The organism is Candidatus Omnitrophota bacterium (genome assembly GCA_040755155.1).
In the GTDB taxonomy this organism is placed as follows: Bacteria; Hinthialibacterota; Hinthialibacteria; order Hinthialibacterales; family Hinthialibacteraceae; genus JBFMBP01.
In genome coordinates, this window is record JBFMBP010000079.1 from 1 (window position 1) to 17,598 (window position 17,598).

Annotated in this window: 12 protein-coding genes; 3 read left to right on the forward strand and 9 right to left on the reverse strand. The window is 49.7% G+C overall.

What is annotated here, in order from left to right; translation table 11 throughout:
• Positions 1–95: 95 nt before the first annotated feature.
• The 3 genes from AB1656_10685 to AB1656_10695 all read right to left on the reverse strand — a co-directional run bounded on the left by AB1656_10685 (position 96) and on the right by AB1656_10695 (position 2,756).
• Complete coding sequence (locus AB1656_10685; protein ID MEW6235842.1) at positions 96–1,124, reverse strand: hypothetical protein; 1,029 nt, start codon at positions 1,122–1,124, stop codon at positions 96–98.
• 203 nt (positions 1,125–1,327) lie between these two features.
• Positions 1,328–2,059 carry a hypothetical protein gene (locus tag AB1656_10690; protein MEW6235843.1) on the reverse strand — a complete coding sequence of 244 codons (732 nt, stop codon included), beginning with the start codon at positions 2,057–2,059 and terminating at the stop codon, positions 1,328–1,330.
• Between the two features lie 316 nt (positions 2,060–2,375).
• Entirely contained in the window at positions 2,376–2,756 is a 381-nt protein-coding gene (locus tag AB1656_10695; GenBank protein ID MEW6235844.1) for a hypothetical protein, read from the reverse strand.
• Between the two features lie 469 nt (positions 2,757–3,225).
• On the opposite strand from AB1656_10695, the gene AB1656_10700 reads away from it, so the two are divergent.
• Positions 3,226–4,014: a radical SAM protein gene (locus AB1656_10700; GenBank protein MEW6235845.1), complete on the forward strand. Its 789-nt coding sequence runs from the start codon at positions 3,226–3,228 to the stop codon at positions 4,012–4,014.
• A gap of 187 nt (positions 4,015–4,201) precedes the next feature.
• Here the strand turns inward: AB1656_10700 and AB1656_10705 are convergent, their stop codons facing one another.
• Positions 4,202–5,560: a hypothetical protein gene (locus AB1656_10705; protein MEW6235846.1), complete on the reverse strand. Its 1,359-nt coding sequence runs from the start codon at positions 5,558–5,560 to the stop codon at positions 4,202–4,204.
• A 430-nt stretch (positions 5,561–5,990) separates the two neighbouring features.
• On the opposite strand from AB1656_10705, the gene AB1656_10710 reads away from it, so the two are divergent.
• A complete protein-coding gene (locus tag AB1656_10710; protein MEW6235847.1) occupies positions 5,991–7,034 on the forward strand; it encodes a hypothetical protein in 1,044 nt (347 codons plus the stop codon).
• Positions 7,035–7,055: 21 nt separating this feature from the next.
• Here AB1656_10710 and AB1656_10715 read toward each other — a convergent pair whose 3' ends face one another.
• The 5 genes from AB1656_10715 to AB1656_10735 all read right to left on the reverse strand — a co-directional run bounded on the left by AB1656_10715 (position 7,056) and on the right by AB1656_10735 (position 15,557).
• The gene (locus tag AB1656_10715) at positions 7,056–8,549 is read right to left on the reverse strand and encodes a hypothetical protein (protein MEW6235848.1); all 1,494 of its coding nucleotides are present in this window, start codon (positions 8,547–8,549) and stop codon (positions 7,056–7,058) included.
• Positions 8,550–8,551: 2 nt separating this feature from the next.
• Positions 8,552–8,956 carry a cyclic nucleotide-binding domain-containing protein gene (locus AB1656_10720; protein ID MEW6235849.1) on the reverse strand — a complete coding sequence of 135 codons (405 nt, stop codon included), beginning with the start codon at positions 8,954–8,956 and terminating at the stop codon, positions 8,552–8,554.
• The gene (locus tag AB1656_10725) at positions 8,953–11,334 is read right to left on the reverse strand and encodes a HAMP domain-containing protein (GenBank protein MEW6235850.1); all 2,382 of its coding nucleotides are present in this window, start codon (positions 11,332–11,334) and stop codon (positions 8,953–8,955) included. Before AB1656_10725 ends, AB1656_10720 begins: the two co-directional genes overlap by 4 nt.
• A gap of 98 nt (positions 11,335–11,432) precedes the next feature.
• Positions 11,433–14,657 (reverse strand): cyclic nucleotide-binding domain-containing protein, encoded by a 3,225-nt coding sequence (locus tag AB1656_10730; GenBank protein MEW6235851.1) that lies wholly within the window; start codon positions 14,655–14,657, stop codon positions 11,433–11,435.
• Positions 14,658–14,720: 63 nt separating this feature from the next.
• On the reverse strand, positions 14,721–15,557 hold the full coding sequence (locus AB1656_10735; GenBank protein MEW6235852.1) for a hypothetical protein: 837 nt from the start codon (positions 15,555–15,557) through the stop codon (positions 14,721–14,723).
• Between the two features lie 647 nt (positions 15,558–16,204).
• On the opposite strand from AB1656_10735, the gene AB1656_10740 reads away from it, so the two are divergent.
• Positions 16,205–17,596: a DUF6298 domain-containing protein gene (locus tag AB1656_10740; protein MEW6235853.1), complete on the forward strand. Its 1,392-nt coding sequence runs from the start codon at positions 16,205–16,207 to the stop codon at positions 17,594–17,596.
• The last annotated feature ends 2 nt before the right edge of the window (positions 17,597–17,598 follow it).

The following is a 17,598-nucleotide window of genomic DNA, read 5'->3' on the forward strand; positions in this document are numbered from 1 at the left end:
CGACAGAAAACCGGATATCTGCGTCAATAAAAAGCGGTTCCAACAATTGGAACCGCTTACAAACAACTTGATTGTATGGCTAACCTTCATTCAGTTTAATTCCCTGGTAGAAAAAATTTCAAAACCGAGGAAACTTCGTGCATCATCCAGCTCTCCGCGCTTGCAGGCTTGTTACCCCATTTAATGTCCACTTTTTTCGGCGCGGAAAAGATATGTTGAACGACGCCTTCTTCGTCTTCCTTTTCACCCTTTAAAATATAATAGAGATCGAGATCGTCGAATTCGATTTTGCCTTGAGTTAACGGATTGGGAAAATCGACGTTGGGAGTCATGTGCGCGTAAAAGAATAGGGGATCTTCTTTGACAAGCTGAAACGACTCTTCGATTGTGGCGGCATAGAAACTTTCGGGTTCATCCAGATCGATAGCAGGAGTGAAGGTCGTGATGTAATCGCCTGCTTCCAACTGCTTTTCATCGATCTCTTCGCCGTCCTTGTCATACATAACGATCCAACATTTTTCCACTTCGTCCTCGTCATCGAGGTACAGCCACATGTCGCAATTGTATATTACGCTATCTTCCGGGTCGTAATAGTCGACATTGGGCGCCCAATAAACATTATCGTACGCCACGCCGTCTTCCTCGTAATTGGGCGCATAGATTCCGCAGACAAAAAGAGGAACGCCATTGCCCACTTCCATCCAGAAAACTTTTTTATCCCAGCCGGCGGATTTATATTCGTTATTTCCTAAAGAAACCGTCTCCAATCCAATGATGCAAACATAATACTCCTCGTTGAATTTTTCATCCTTGATCTTGACGCAGACGTATCCGACGACATCGGGCCAATCCCCTTCCAGGGTGTTGGTGAAATCAAAGGTCTCTTCCGATTGGACGAAGGGTTTAGAAACTCGATTATTTCGGTCGATGAGAAACTTTTTCCCTGCACTTTGGGGATGGTTCCCTCTCCTAATGATTTTGGGGAGACCCCCCCTTAAACAACCCCCGCCATCACCTCCAACACTGCAAATACTGGAATAACAATCCGGTTCGGAAAGAAAAAAAAGAACCGCCGCCAAAGCCGCTATGGTAAGTCCTATACTCTTTTGATAATTCTTCATCATTTGACAAATCTCCTAAAAAAATGGATTGAAATGCTTCTTTTTCTGAAGAAAAAAAATAGATATAGCCGATCGCATCCTCCAACTTATCCTCATAATATTATAATGAAATAATATAATAATATAATAAAATGAAATAATAAAATAATAAAGCCGCGCTCCTGAGAACACGGCTAATTTTTTTTCGATTGAATTTTATCGGTTTGTTAATAGATGAAATGCGTCTCTTGCGCCTGGCCGTTTTTCTTTTTGGCGGGGCGGGAGGTATCCACCTTGCCGTAAGGAACGTCGAGGTAAGCCGAAGCGATAAATACGTCGTCTTTGGAGAATCCCAGCGCTTCATAAGAGGTGCGCAGGATTTCCAGCGTTTCGTCAACGGTGCGCCGGTTGGGGAAAATTTCGCCTTGAATCAAGCATTGATCGATAAGATATTGCTTGTTCAAAACGTATCCCTGAGAGATAAAGACCTCCGAGACGCCTAACAGGCGGTTGCGGGTTACGGCATCCTCTTCGCACATGACGGCTTCATGCAAGGGGCGAAGGATGCGGATGCGGCCTTCCTTGGAGTTGGGATCGCTTTTACGGGCGATATCGGCGTCGGTGGCGTCCCGCGCTTGCTGCATCAGGTATTGCAAATCTTTTTCCGTCAGAGCCTGGCGTCTTCTCGCTGTACGTTCCAGCGCCATTTCCGTCGCCCGGCGCAGTAAAATCGGGCTGATCCGTTGTCCGTGGGTCCGTTTATATAAAACGCGGTAGCCTTTGGTAACGGCGCGCATATATTCCACCGCTTCGTTCAAAGTCAGGCCCGGCTGTCTTTGCACGAAACGGCGCGAGGCTTCGGGGGACATGCCCCATTCCCGCACAAGATGATTTTCGATCGCTTCGCGGCAATCTCTCGGCGTCAACTCTCTTTTCTTCTCTGCTGATTCCATCGCCATGCTGCTTCTTCTTTCGCTTTTCCGGCTTGGGTACTTTCGATAGGGTAAGCGAAAGCGCCTCCTTTCTACCCGGCGTTCATTCGTCCGGAAACAGAATAATTATTATTAGTTTGCGTATTTGGTTAATCTTCAAAAGGATCGTAAACGGCGAGTCGATTTTTACGAAAACAATTGTTCAGCGATACGCCTGCAAAAACGAACTTTTGAAAATTGTTCGCTAAGTTATGAATTGAAAGCCCGATGAAGGCGATTTCAACGCAACTATGCGTTCCAATACGATTCCATTTCAAATGGCTAAGGTTAAAGCTATGAAACCTTAGATATTCGCCTCTTCCGGCGTCTTCAAGAAATCCTTGAGATTATGGCGGTCAATGGCGATATGTTTATAACGATCAAGAATCTTCTCGGCAACTAATGCGACCGATCTTTTTACTCCGCGCGTCTTAATCGGATCCGTCGCGGGATCAAGTTTAACGGTGATTTGCCGCAAAGCCTCGTTCATCGACAATTTCAAATAGAAAGATTGAGAATGTCCTTCTTCGACTACCACGACGGGAAGGATGGCTCGGCGGCCTTTGCTTTCGCAATACGCATCCTCGATCTTGATCAGCCAATTCTTATTTTCTTCTTGGAAGGGATTGAAAGATTCGCACCAATCCTTTAACGAAATTTCGCCTTTAAAGATAACGTGCGGCAAATATATTTACCTTCTTTATCCCTTTTGTTCTACTCGCATGAGCGGCGTCCAGGCGGCTCCTGCAATTTAAAATTTAACCATAACAAAAGCAGGGCTAATTCAACCATCACACCCTGCGCCCTGCTGACGAGCATTTTAAGAAACCGCAATTCTTCTTGAATTATTAAGTATAATTGGGAGTAATATTAGTTTTCCCTTAATAATTCGTTTTTTACTAGTTTATACATCATTGGAAAGCCGTCAAGAGGAAATTTTCAAAATTTAACACCGCCATGAGCAAAACGCTTAGAATTCATATTAAATGTAAGTATATAACCTATAATTTATAAGCATAATAAGCTAAAGTGGCACGAAACGCCCACCTACCGGAATATTAAAGCCTTAATCCTGGAAATTTTGCAAGATTAACAAACCGCTCCGCCCTTGACAGCCTTCTCAATTTCGAAAATACGCTTATCATCCCTGCATTATGTCCGAAATCTCCACTATATACGGTCCCGTCCTTTCCTGGCGCGTGGGGTTGTCGCTGGGAGTCGATCTTATTCTTGAAACTTCGGTCTGTTCATTCAATTGCATCTACTGCCAATTGGGAAAGATCCAACGCATAACCAATGAGAGAAAATTATTCGTACCTACGGATCGAATTCTCCGGGATTTTTGCGCTTCTCGTTGGCGGGAAGCGGATATTATCACTTATAGCGGCAGCGGGGAGCCTACGCTGGCTATGAATCTAGGGGAATGCGCCAGGGAAATCGGAAAAATCGCCTCGATTCCCCAACTGACGCTGACCAATGGAACGCTATTAGACCATCCCGCCGTTATGGAGGATTTGCGCGTCATGGATAAGGTATTCGTCAAGCTGGATGCGGGCGAGGAAGAGATGTTCCAAAGGATCAACCGCCCCGTCAAAGGAATCTCCTTGGCGAAGATCATAGAGAATATCCGAATCTTCCGCCAGAAATACGACGGCTATTTCGGAATACAAATCATGTTTCTGCCCGCTAACTTGTCGCAACGGGAGAGGTTGGCGCAAATCCTTCTTGAAATTCAGCCGGACGAAGCGCAATTAAACACACCCAAACGGCCCTATCCCAAACATTGGCATGTCTCTTCGCGAGGCGGGCATAACGAGGAATTGCGGGAATACGATTCCGTTCCTTTGCGCACCATTTCCGTAGAAGAAGCGCATTCCGTCGAAGACTACCTGCGGCGCGAGACGGGGCTGAAGATCGTTTCCGTCTATAAGCATTGCGGATGATGACGCCGCATGATCGATCATCTTAAAAACGGGAATTGGTAAATTGTTTGAGAACAATAATCCTCGTTTTAATTATGATGCGCAATAGCATCCTTATCACCCAAAAGGCGAGTGGATTGTATTTTGTAAGTCGCTGAATTTCTTTTACTAATCGCTCGTCACTTTTCACTAATCACAGTTTTTAAGTTCATGGTTCTTCACGGGTGAGTTCCCCAATTAGCCGCGCCGCCGTTTCGCACCAGAGAACCGGGGTTTCCGGAGCGTATTGGGCGCTGGCGTAAGTGGCTTCATAACCGCCTTCCCGATAGCCGCGAGCATGAGGCATATATCCCATATCGCCGCCCACCAATCCAATCGCAAGCGTGGGGCGGAGCAGGGAATGAACTTTTATGTCTCTGGCGTTTTCCGTAAAAACTTCGGCGGGCAATCCCACCAAACCGATAGGCCCAAGGCGGAAAACAACGATCTCGGCGGGATGGCTTTTCTCTTTCGTTTCCGCCAGGGCAATGATTCTTTCCGGGGTTCGTTCGTTAAACTGCCGTTTGGAGGCGGCTTCCGGATTTTTCTCCATCTCTTCTTTCGCCCATTGGTAATCTTCCGGCGCCACTTTACGAATGGGGCATGGGACGGTTTCGCTCTTGGCGCCTAAGACGCCGATCGAAATCGGCGCGGCGTTTTTATGAGCCGACAGAGCCGCCTTAGCGAGGATTCGTCCGATCCGGCGCGACTCCTCGTAACCGCTGCGTTGGTTGGGATCCTTGACGTTAAAATGATTCACATTGCCGCAACAGGCATTTAAAAAAATTACGTTCCATCCGGCGCCTAACGACTCGCGCACGCCCACCGTTAAATGATGTGGATAATCGGCGGAAAATTTGTCGCCGCCGATGCAATCGAGGTGCAGGCCGTAACTGACGAGAAGAATCCTCGCCGTTTCGAAGGCGAGCGCGGTAACGGCGGGATCGATCTCGCCGATGGGACGTACGATTTCAGGATTGGCATGGCCTGGATTCGTCCTCACCGTTCCATCCTTCATGAGATATCGGCGGATGAAGGCGACGGATTTTTCTTCAACTTCCCCTAACGTAACATGCGTCTCCGCGACTTGTCCATCCAAGGCTTTCCCCACCGTCAGCGCCGCCTGAGCGGGAAGCCTCTCCGCTATTTCCGAAACGGTCGCGCCGGTATGGGTATGAGTGGCGTGGAGAAAAACGCAGTGGGCGGGAATTCCGGTCTTCTCTTGCACTTCATGCCGGATGCGCGCAGCGATCGGAGCGTCGATCCCTATCAGATCCATCGCGATGATGGCCAGCGTAACCCCGTCTTTGGTTAATACCAACGCTTTCGCCATCAATGGATCCAAGACGGCGGAGGCTCTGCGTTCTTCGAAATAGCCGGGCATCGTTACGCCCAGTTCCGGCGTAATATCCATTTCGGCGTATCCCGCCATAAGTTTTTCATGGTTGGGCGCCGCTGCTAATGTTCCATCGATAGGCTGAATCCAACAAATCCATAACCAAAATGCTTTTCGTAAAAACCTTTTCATGGAAAACATCGTTCTTCTCCCTATCGCCCTTAAGGTTGCGAAGCGATGGACTGTCGCTTCTTTACGCTGCTTCAACCGTACGCGACTATCTCATGCTGCGTAATAAGGCCATTATCCCAGAAATTTGCCGTCTTGATAATTGTAGTCTCCATAATTGCCGATCTTTTCCCATTAAACGCAGGGATTCAGTCAAGGGCAGAAAAAATCTTGCCCTTGCCACCCCCAATCCCGAAGGGCGAGGGAATGGCAGTGCACGACATGAATTACTATAACGCCCATTCTGCGCATCGGATTGGCGGCATCGAAATGTAGATTTACGGCGATTATTTTTCTATATTTGCTATATCCATGAGTTTTGACAAGCCTATCAACTCGCGGGATAATGCATTTCTCGATGAACAATTTCCTTTAAGAAATGAAGCCGTTTCGAATGAATCCTTTCTATTCTTTTTTTCAACGTTATTCGTTTTTATTCATTTTCGCATCGTTTTTATGGCTTCATCCCGCGATCGCATTATGCCAAACGCCTGAACGCGGCGTTGCAAGCGGGGCAGAGAATTCTCCATCTATCCAACAAGAATCCAAGGAAGCGGCGCCTCCTGCGGATGTCTATATCGGAATCTTCATTCTGCGCATCAATTCCCTCAGTTTAAGAGATAAACAACTGGGAGTGGATTTCTACATTTGGTTTCGCTGGCGCGACGGAAAATTGAAGCCGCAGGAGACCTTCGAACTGATTAATGGAATGATCGACAAAAGAGAGACGATCGACGAGCGCCGATTCGGCGAATGGTTCTACGCATGCGCCCGGGTTCAAGCCAACGTATTGCAATCGTGGAATATGTCCCGCTACCCGATGGATTCGCATCGAATTCGCATCGAAATCGAAGACAGCAAAGACGATATTTCCGTCCTGAAATATATCAGCGATAACGAAAATTGCAGTATCGACCGGAATTTATCTTTGACGGGATGGCAGTTGGGCGATCTTTACACTCAAGTAATAGACTATTCCTATCATACGAATTACGGAGATTTGGAACTTGGAGGAAACAATGCCAGCTATTATTCGCGTTTTACTTGTTCGATCGAAGTGGATCGTCCCAGCATCAAATTCGCATTTAAGCAATTTTACGGTCTTTATATCGCCGTAATGATTGGACTCGCCACGCTTTTAATCAATCCCAAGCATTCCAGCCCCCGCTTCAGCCTTTCCGTCGGCGCCGTATTTACCATCATGGGCAACCATTTCGTCGTAGCGTCCAATTTACCCGAGACCAGTCAGTTGACGTTAGTGGATAAACTGCACATCTACGCCGGATTTATTATTTTATCCTGCATCCTTGCCTCCGTTGCGTCTCTCAAGTTGGACGATAAAGGATACGCCAATTTATCCCGGCGGTTGGACTATATCAGTTTCGGATTGTTTTCGATTCTCTTTATGGCTTTAAATTATATGGCGATAGCGGGTTGAGAGCGGAAACGCGGCTTTCGATTATTCCCTGGAGTAAGAAAAATCGTCATTTCTTTTTATAGCGACGATGGCGCCGCTGCTATCCTCGTCCAGGGAGCGCAATATTTCGCCGACTAATTTTTGAGGCGTAAAACTATTGAAAAAACGCATAAAAATTTCAATGGTTTCCTCCGCATCGCCTGAAAAAGAATGCAAAATCATATTTTCGCCGGATTTCAGCGTTTGTTCCGAATAATGAAGCGTCTTGTCTTCCTCTTTCCATCGCCAAATCCGGCAAAGGCCGTTTTCATTCGTTGCTTGAACGCAATGAAAGTATTCGATGGCGTAAAGGGCGGAAACCATTTCGTAAGCGCTTTGAGGATCGCCGCCTGCAAGTTGCCCCTTCAAGAGAACGGATAGGGAAGCAGATGAGAGCGCCACGTCCAAGTCGCCTTCGTTCAAACGGATCGGCACGGCGCTCAATCCATCTTTCCCGATTACGAGATCGTAAGTCTCCGAATAAACGCCGCTCAACCGGCAAACCACCGCCCAAAGACCGTTCTCGTTGGCGTCGATATCGAAAAATTCCCTGGAGGAACGTCCAAAAACGCTTCCTTTGGCCGTAAACATCCCGCTGGCGCATTCGCGATCGGGCCAAAAAACGTCGCGAAAAGCCCTGGACAATTCCGTACGGGAAAAGAACTGTTCGCTCTGCACCAGGTTGCGTCCGATGCGGCCTTCTGTTTCGTCCAAGACGCAAACCATTGTGTTGTATGTATTGCCCAAGTCGTAAAATTCGCGAATTCTCTCTTGCTCCAAAGAATGGGCATGCCGTCCCTTGATTCCCGCGAGGATTGCGTTCGTCAGTCTGCGAATGGGTTTGGTAATGACAGTAGTGATCGTTTGCACTACAACCAGGCCGACGATGAGAATAAAGACTGCGGCGATGGCCATTTGCACAATAATAGCCTTCGTTTTGCTAGAAATTTCGCTCACGTCTTTTTCCAGGAAGACAATAGCCGCCAATCTTCCCCGGCCATCCGAAACCGGCGCCAAGGCGTCGATCGCATCGAGAGAACCATTTTCTTTACCTTGCGCGATTTCGCCTATTATGGCGTATTCATCCACTTGAGTTTTTTGTTCGGCGTCGGCGGCCATTTTTGCCAGTTCGGGTAAATGGCCGCGCCATAGCTCTTCGGCGGGCCGAAGGGGAGGCTCCCCGAGAGAATAGAACATTCGTTGGCCGTCTCTAGAATAAATCGCTATATGCCGAAGCGAATTCGAAGCGAAGATGCGTTGAAGGGGGAGAAGAAGACGAATCGAAGTTTCCGAATCCGCAGGGACTTCGCTTTCCAGATTTGGCAGCAGCACCGGATCGATAAACTCGGCGATGGAAATGGCGAAGGAGGCAATTTCATGCCGCGCGCTCCATATCATTTCATCGCGCTCGGAAAAATATTTGCTGATTCCTATTATGAGAATGGCGCCCAAGAAAATGGGAAGAATGGCTATTCTATTCCGAGTAATGAGTTTCATCGTCAATTTTCCGCCATTGGCGCGCAGAAGTCCTCTTCATGAAGAAGTTTCATCAATCCCGCCGCGAAAGAAGGACATTCGTGGATCAGCGTGTAGAAATGACCCTTGTTGATGGTCAGACACAACGCGCCGCTTTTCCCCGAAAGCAGATTTTGCGTCAGAGAATAATCGAAAAGCAGCGACGACATGCCAATGATAGGAAGCAAAACGCGTCCGTCTTCCAATTCGAAAAATCCCTCCAATACGACGTAAAGGGAGGAGAGAGAAGAACCGGCGTTGGCGACGATCCGGCCCGGAGAGAATCGGCGCTCTCGCACAACCTTGACCACCAGCCCCAATTCCGCGTCGCGCAGCTCCGTAAACGGAGGGATTTTCTTAAGAGCGAATATTTTTTGCGCGAGATTCATCCAATGGACCTCGACATGATCGTTATCAACATCGGCGTCCGAACGTCCGGCGTTTGAGAATCGCCGCCAATCTTCAAAACGCCGTTCAGGATGGATTGGGCGTCTTTAACGCCGTTCGAGATCAGAGCGTTTTCCGATTTCTTTAATAGAGAAGCATGATGGGCGGAAATCGCTATCAAGGCTTCCCCTTTCCGAACGGCAAGGGGCCAATGGCCGTCTGGATTCCATTCGGACAAACCATCGGAACCATAGAGAAAAACGGAGGCCGGTTGACGAAACGATGCATGAGAACGGCCCGATTCTCCATCGATCAACAAAAACCAAGCGACTTGTTCCGGATAGAGACGGCTTAATCGACGTTCGATTTGCTCCCAATCGTCGCCATAGCGTTGAAGCAGCGTATTGGCGATCATAATGAGCATCCGTTGGGCAATCGTCGCGTCCAAAGTCTCCCCGGCAAAAGAACCAGCCCACATCAAAAACAGACCGACATGGCTGATGCATCCTGAGATATCCGTCGATTTTTTATCTACATTCCACGCGCCCCCCGCGCAAAGACGGCCATCCCAGGATGCAGCGTAGACGCATTCGTTCTTGAGGACATGGATCAATTTCAAACGATTGGATTTGACTTTCAACTGTTCGTCGGTCCGATTTCTTTCCAGGAAGAAATTTTTCAAATCGAGACTGAGACGATTGAACGCTCCGCAGAGTTCCCGCAATTCGACCGGACCTTGAAGCGGCGCTTCGTCTCCATACCGTCCTGCGGCGACGATCAGCGTCTTATCGATGAGCTGCCGGATCGGTTTCATAAGGGCCAAGGTGATGGCGTATCCCACGACTCCCGCCGCCAGGAAAGCGAACAAGCCGATCGAAATCGTTTTCAACAGAGCGATGCGCGTTTTGGTTGCGATGATCGAAACGTCGATATCTGTTCCTGCCACGCCTCGAACGTTTCCGGTTCGATCGTAAATGGGAGCGTATCCCGATTTCAGCAATCCCCATTCTCCCCAATTCACTACGCCGGAAGTATAAACGCCGCCCACGGCGATCTTGCCGTAAACTTTGTCTCCTTCCCCCTCCTCGAACGATTCTACAAATCCAATGGGGACGTGAGATCCGCCGTAATCGACGTCCAGGACGTAAACTTCGTCGTTCGCTCCTCCGCCTTCAGGCCGGCGAAAGGTGCAAAGATACGTAATATTCAATTTTTTCCAGATGCGGCGCATCGGCAAAACGTAATCCAGGTAATTGTCGCTCGTTTCGCTGCGGTACCCCGGCCACCATCCGGCATCCCAACAAACAGCCGCCGCAGGATCGATTTGCGCGAAGCGATCGGCGCTGGCGTACCATTTCTTGGTAATAGGATTCCAGGCCAAACCGTGGAAAACGGCGGTTTTCTCGCCGGATTGTTTTACATCTTCCGCGTCCGTCTCCGCCTTCCTCACTTCATTCGCCGTGTAGAGGGCGATTTTTTCCACGAGACCGCGGAGGACGGCGATTTCATCCGCATCGCCAATACGCCGCAAACGATCGAATTCCTCGATCCGTTTCAGATTTTCTTTCAATTCATCCTCGTGGGTATTGGATTTCGAGGAAATCTCCGTCTCCGCCTTCTCCTCGGCCCATTCTTTCGGCATCGTTTTCATGACGAGAACGCCGAGAACATCGGCGTTTCCCGTGGCGGGATCGATGGCGAGCAGGTTGCCGCCGTCGCCTTCGATCGCTAAAAAACGGCCTTGGGACTCGTCATAATCCATGCCGGCGATGCGCCCGTAAGCCAGGGGTTGAGCGTCGGCGCAGCGCAGAGGATCCAGATCAATGCGAAGCCAATCCGCTCCTGCGGCGTAGAGGGCGTCTTCTCCGCGATGATAAGCGATGGCGTGGTAAACGCGATCGAGAGCGATAAGGGGCGTCGTTTCGCTTGTCATTCGATCGATAACGACAATCCTCCGGCCATCTTCCTGAAGCGCGTAGAGGAGATCGCGTCGGGAATCGTAAGCCAGATCGGCGACTCCGGTAGCGGAGACGCCGATCGGCTGTAAACTGCCATCGCTCATATTGACGGCGGCAAGCCGCTTTCTTTCTTTATCAATGCCGATCAATTGCCTTCGGGAATCGACGTAGGTCAAACCCAATAGAGTATGCGGCCGCAAGAGGTCATCGTGCACGCCGCCGTCGATGAAAGCGCCTACGGCCAAACTGATGGCGGATAGTTTGCGGTTGAACCCCAGTTCGATTTCCTTATAAAGATCGTCATGAATGAGGAGACCCATGACGACCGTCGTTGCGCCTAACGCCGGCAACAAAAGCAACAGATATACGGCTTGGATGCCGATGGTGAAATTCCGCCTCGCCCGCTCTTTCGGTTCGCTCATCGATCTTGTTTGTCTTTCGTCTCCGGTCAAAGAGTGCCGGATAGAATTTTAAAGGGAGAGAGGCTCGCGCGCGGCGGCGCCGCTGAAGGAGCAACCCATCAATTGCCGGCTTCCCTCTCCATAAATCCCATCGCAATGCGGGGATAGGTTTGCACGCAATAGACGAGAAAATCCCGTTTCCAAAAATAACACGTCATCGAATTCGAATAAGCGTCGCTTATTCGCTCTTTGGCGCCGAACAGAAACTTTTCTCCGAAGGTATGGCCCTTGGACAATATCTCTTCGCCATCGCCGCCGCGGATAACCGCTTCGCCGTTTTTGATGTAATACAAACCGTTTGGAGGCTCTCCCTTTCTAAATATGCATTCGTCTTTCTCGAATTCGGCCAGGGATGATCCCGCCGCCAAGATCGCTAAATCCCGCGTCGAAATCTTGCCGAACAACTCCGATTCGGCGAAAAGCGCGATTTTCTCGATCGGATTATCTTGAACGGTCTTGCCCGCTTCGCGTTGGAGAATGGAGAAAACAGTTTTTTTGACGAGATCGGGAGCCTCGCCGATGCCTCCGGCGATTTGATCCAAGACCACCGTTTTGAACATGTCTTTGAACGCTTCGTCTTCCTCTTCATCCTCTTGCGTTAGGTCCCATTTCGCTTGCGCCGCCGCCGCCCGCTCCAAATCCATTTGGCTGCCCCAGGCGGCGTTGACGACTTGGGATGAAGATAAACTTTCCGCTTTGAAACAACGGAAGTAAAAATGGATTTTATCCTCGACCGGCCGTCCATCCACTAAAGGCATCAGCAATTTGAACGAGTCTCGGTTCACGGCTTGTTCCAGCGTCTCGATCGCATTGCCTCTGGTCTTGGCGCTTTTCGAACGAAGGGAGGAAGCGATCATCTCGTGGTTCGGAATCTGGCCGCCTAGCGCCAATATCTCCAAAATGAATTCCAAGGTAGAAGCATGTTCGTCGCGGTAAAATCGGGAGAGAACCTTGAAGCCGGGGGACGGAGTCTTCACCTCCTCCAAGGCCGCCCGATAGAAAAGGATTTGATAGGCGCGAAGGATTTCCTCCGAAATCAACGCCGGCATAAGCGCTTGAAGTTGGGGAAAAGCCAAACGAGCCAACGCTCGGGCGGCGATGGAGCGGCCCGAGTAAGGATAATAAGCGTTTCGAACCACGCTGACGATGGAGGGGACGCTGCGCAAGCCAAAGCCGATGATGACCTGATTGATTTGCCGGCGTTCGAAAGGCGAAAAATCGTCGGCCCGGGCCAGGAGGGAAGGGATGCAATTGGAATCGCCGATGCGAGACAAGGCGCTAAAGCCAAGCGAACGGATTTCTCCGTCGCCGCGTCCGATCATCTCAAGGATAATGGGAAGAAGCGACGTGGAATCCTCATCGACGACTCGGCAAATGGACAATTTGGCCGCTTTGCGCACTTGGGGGGAAGGGTCCTCCAAGAAGGGGACGAGAAAATTGGCGTATTGGCTGAGTCCTGCGCCTCCGATGGCTCGAATTCCCGCCTCCCGCTCTTCCTCGTTTCCTTTGACGAGGATTAAAGCCGTCCACATCGCATGATGGGCGTTCTCGATATCCCAACTATTCCATAACACCGTCGCGGCGGCGGCGCGATCGTTGGGATCGAGCGAATCCAGCATTCTCAGAACGAATTCGCCTTGAATCAAGTGATGCCGCCCTAATTCCCGAACGATGGAAGAACCCGCCTTTTCGCCGTGTGATAGCAGCCAGGAGATGACGATGCGGACGATTTCGTTGTCCCGTTCGCCCAGCATTTCCGCCAAGACTTCCAGCGCCCGGCCTCGGTCTTGCTCTTCGCAGCGGTCGAGAATTTCAAGAATCGTTTTTACGGCCAGAATCCGGTCGTTCAACCACAAAATGCGGCAAGCGGCGGCGATCTCCTCCATGCTTTCCATGCGCGCGATGCGAACCAGTTCGTCTTTTTCTTCCTGGCTCATGCCGGAAAAGATATCGGACTCGGATCGGGAGAAATCGAGCCAATCCGCCCGCAGATTGTGAATCATGGCGCTGACGTAATAATGCCTTAAGCAAAGCGCGACGGCCAGGAGAACCAACGACAGCCCCGCGCCGAAGACGGAGATATGAAGATGGCTGAGAAGCAGGCGTTGGTTCATGACGAATAAAAGCAAACCCGCCAGCGCGCCGCCTAAAGGATCGACGACTCCTTCCGATATGGAGCGGATGGAGGTTTTCACATTGGCGGGAATGGGATTGAGAAGCAGATTCCAGTTGTTTTCGTCGATGGCCGATTGGGTTCCTTGAAGCGCGAAGAATCCCAAAACGGCGGCAAAATACATCGGATTGGCTTGACCGAAAAAGGCGATGTAGGCCATGAACGAAACGAGATAAACAACGGGTTGAATCAGGGCGGCGTTGCGCACTCCAAGAATGACGATCAGCCGGTTGAAAAGAAAGAACGTCGCGAACATGTTGAAAACGTTGACGATCATAAAAAGACGTCCGAACAAATTCGCCAACGATACGGCGTCCGAATGCCGCTCCTCGAAAATCTGCATGTATTGGAATTCGCAAATATTCGTCATCAACATGGCGATGAAGGCAGTCAATGTGATGAACATAACGTAATTCGTATTTTTGTAAGCGTCGCTCAACCGCCGCAGTTGTTCGCGGAAGGAGGGTTCTTCTTCCTCTTCTCCCTTGATGGAATGGAAGGATTCGATCGCGCGCCAGACGGGAAGCATCGCGGCGGCGGATACGGCGGACCAAACGAGAAAAAGCGAACCGACGCTCCACTCGCATCGCATGAAAAGCGTTACCAGTCCGCCGCCGATGGTGGCGCCGATGGCGGTAGCGCCGCTTAAGACGGGAAACAATCGTTTGGCGCTGAGGATGTCGAAATAGGAATCGACGAAATTCCAAAAAATGGTGAAGCCCGCAATGTGCCACAGGCTGGAATACAATTTGATGACGTAATAGAGCCAAACCGCGCTTTCCCCCGCCGCTTCCGCCGCCGATACGCAAAAGAACAGGGCGACGCCGCCGCCCGCCAACAACAAGCTCACGACGATTTGAAAACGGCTGGCGCCGATCTTCTCCGTAAAAAAGGACATGATCGGCGTCGTGAAGATCATGATCGCCGGAAGGATGAAATAAATATAAGAGAGTTTGTCCGCCCCGATATGCGTTAAGAACAAGGAATCGGACGCCACAGCTCCGATCGAGAATCCGGTTTGATAGAGAATGCCGGCGATGGCGAACGTCAATACTTTGACGCCTTCGCCTTCGTAGATTTTGAATAGTTTAAAAAAAAATTTATTCATCATCGACGCAACGCATCTCGATCCGGTTTCGGCGAAACTTGAATCGGCGTCTTCCGTTCATCCGCATTAAAAGAGGAAGCCCGCGCTGAAGGAGGCGTAGAATTCATCCTCTTCATTCATGGTATCCTCGAAGGACCATTGATAATACAATGCCGGAGTGAAATAGAATTGACCGTATTCGAACGTCGTCGACGCGCCGATGGTTGTATGAGTCCAACTCGAATCGGTTTCATAACATCCGGAATTGTAGGCGATATTCCAACTCAAATCGATCGCTTGCTCTTCTTGGGCGGGTATAAGAACGGGAATGGGAATCGCATAGGATAATCCCAAAGTATGAATAAACCCTTCGTCGAAATTGGTTCCCCCTTCAAGGCCATGCCATTCGTAAGCCATTTCGTAACTGGGAACTAAAATTGAGGGGCCAAGCGGGATCAAATTGGGCATGGAAACCGCTAAAGCGATCTCCTCGCCATCGACTTCGGAGCGGTGATGATTGGGATAAGCAAAATAGGTGTAATCGAGAGAAATATCCAGGGCGTATCGTTCTTCTTCCCAAAAGGAACGTTCGTATCCTAAACCGAAATCCAGTTCGAAATGTTCAACGCCGTCATCCCCTTCCGCGCCATCCGATAACAAGCCGTAAAATCCCGCAGAGAAGCCGCGCCAATCAATTACGACGCTCGGCTGAAACAAGGGGCGATCGTCGTAGAACACATCGTAGCCGCGCCAGATATACTTCGTTGCGTACGTGAAATCCACGGTAATTCCGACTTCTTCCCCGCCGATTTCTACGCTGTAGGCGGCGGAAGGAATCGACGCCCCGGCAAGGATCCCGCATCCAACCATAACCAATCCCATCCACAAACTGCCAACGATTTTGCTTTTTTTCATTCTTCTCATTGTTGAATCATCCTTACATTTCGTTTAGCGAAAACAGTACTTTTTCGCTAATCATGGCTTGTTATTCGTTATATTTTCCGCATCCGCTTTAAAGATTGCAGGCTTTGCTTTAATTAAAATAAACCAATCGCCGACCGATGGCTAGATACATAAAAATCATTAGGTTAAATAATCTTGCCGATGTTATTTCAATCCGTCCGGAATTATCCGGCAGGTTAGTCAATGCCAGAATAACGGAGAAATTCAGAATCGAACGCGTCGGCTTTTGTTGAAATCGCCTCTAGGGCTTCATTTCAATTGAAATTTTTCCCTCGCCCTCTGGGAGAGGGTTAGGGTGAGGGGGCTTTTTCAACAGTTTAACTACTAAAATCAATTGAAATAAACCGCTATGGCTAGGGATTGACTCCAGACAGTATGAAGCGAATCATAAAAGACGATGTTTATTTGATACTATTGAGCCTCTTGCAAAATTCTTTTATTCCTCCCCCAAGCTTGGGGAGGTTAGGAGGGGGTTGACGTAAGTCCATTAAAATCAACCCCCCTCTAACTCCCCCCAAGCTTGGGGGGAGAATTTAAGGAAAGACTATGTCAATTTTGCAAGAGCCTCTCTTGTAAAAACGACTCTATAAATTTAGGGGGACGACAAGATGATTTCTGCGCGTTTTAAAATGGGAATTCTGGCATCGATCGGTTTTATTTTGCTCTACGCCAGCGCTTTCGGACAATCCGCATCCGGCCCGTTGCGGGTTTGCGAATCCAATCCGCGCTATTTTTGCGGCGGCGGAAAGGCTATTCTCTTGACCGGCTCGCATGTCTGGAACAATTTCGTCGATATGGGGGAAAGCGATCCGCCCGCGCCCTTCGATTATGCAGCGTATCTCGATTGGATGAAAAAACTCAACCACAATTTTATTCGTTTGTGGACATGGGAACTCGCGAGTTGGAATACTACCGCCAACCAGGAAAACAAAAGGCTCTTCTCCGCTCCTCAACCTTGGCTGCGCACCGGGCCGGAAAAAGCGTTGGACGGCAAACCGAAATTCGACCTGAATCGATTCGATCCCGCCTATTTCGAACGTTTGCGCGATCGCGTAAAAGCCGCAGGAGATAAGGGGATTTACGTTTCGATCATGCTGTTCGAAGGCTGGGCGATGCAGTTTATGGAAGGCGCTTTGAAATCACATCCTTTCCATCCCGCCAACAATATCAACAATATTAACTGCGATCGGAACGACGATGGCAAGGGGTTGGAGATTCATGAACTCGCTATTTCCGCCATCACCGCTTTGCAGGAGAACTATGTTCGCAAAGTCGTCGATTCGGTAAACAATCTCGATAACGTTCTTTATGAAATATCCAACGAAAACCATCCCCCTTCCACGCCCTGGCAATACCACATGATCAATTTCATTCACCAGTACGAAAAAAACAAACCTAAGCAGCATCCCGTCGGCATGACGTTTCAATATAAGGGTGGTTCCAACCAAACCCTGTTCGACAGTCCCGCCGATTGGATATCCCCCAATCCCGATGGCGGCTATCGCGACGATCCGCCCGCCAATGACGGCCGCAAGGTCATCCTCAACGACACGGACCATCTCTGGGGCATCGGCGGCAACGAGGAATGGGCTTGGAAAAGTTTTCTGCGCGGCTGCAATCCAATTTTCATGGATCCTTATGACGGCGTCGTTTTGGGAAAGCCCTTCGAGGACCGCTTTGAAGCATTGCGCCGCAATATGGGATGCGCCTTGAAACTCTCGCAAAAAGTCAATCTGGCCGCCATGACGCCCCGCAACGATCTGTCTTCCGCCAAATACTGCCTGGCCGAGCCGGGACGGACTTACATTGTCTATATTCCCAAAGGAGAAAAAGCCGAAGTCGATCTCTCCGCCGTGAAAGGAAAGGCTTCGGTGGAATGGCTGAATATCAAGACGGGCGATGTCAAGAAAGGCGGCGACATGGAAGGAGGAAAAAAGCAAACGTTTGCTTCCCCCTTCGCGGAAGCGGCGATTTTGCATATCGAAGCCGCCGCATCGTAACG

What these genes read in the sequence shown, in the direction of transcription:
- AB1656_10685 (MEW6235842.1), bottom strand. Translation starts at nt 1,124, where the DNA reads ATGATGAAGAATTATCAAAAGAGTATAGGACTTACCATAGCGGCTTTG.
- AB1656_10690 (MEW6235843.1), bottom strand. Translation starts at nt 2,059, where the DNA reads ATGGCGATGGAATCAGCAGAGAAGAAAAGAGAGTTGACGCCGAGAGAT.
- AB1656_10730 (MEW6235851.1), bottom strand. Translation starts at nt 14,657, where the DNA reads ATGATGAATAAATTTTTTTTTAAACTATTCAAAATCTACGAAGGCGAA.
- AB1656_10700 (MEW6235845.1), top strand. Translation starts at nt 3,226, where the DNA reads ATGTCCGAAATCTCCACTATATACGGTCCCGTCCTTTCCTGGCGCGTG.
- AB1656_10725 (MEW6235850.1), bottom strand. Translation starts at nt 11,334, where the DNA reads ATGAGCGAACCGAAAGAGCGGGCGAGGCGGAATTTCACCATCGGCATC.
- AB1656_10720 (MEW6235849.1), bottom strand. Translation starts at nt 8,956, where the DNA reads ATGAATCTCGCGCAAAAAATATTCGCTCTTAAGAAAATCCCTCCGTTT.
- AB1656_10740 (MEW6235853.1), top strand. Translation starts at nt 16,205, where the DNA reads ATGATTTCTGCGCGTTTTAAAATGGGAATTCTGGCATCGATCGGTTTT.
- AB1656_10715 (MEW6235848.1), bottom strand. Translation starts at nt 8,549, where the DNA reads ATGAAACTCATTACTCGGAATAGAATAGCCATTCTTCCCATTTTCTTG.
- AB1656_10735 (MEW6235852.1), bottom strand. Translation starts at nt 15,557, where the DNA reads ATGAGAAGAATGAAAAAAAGCAAAATCGTTGGCAGTTTGTGGATGGGA.
- AB1656_10710 (MEW6235847.1), top strand. Translation starts at nt 5,991, where the DNA reads ATGAATCCTTTCTATTCTTTTTTTCAACGTTATTCGTTTTTATTCATT.
- AB1656_10705 (MEW6235846.1), bottom strand. Translation starts at nt 5,560, where the DNA reads ATGAAAAGGTTTTTACGAAAAGCATTTTGGTTATGGATTTGTTGGATT.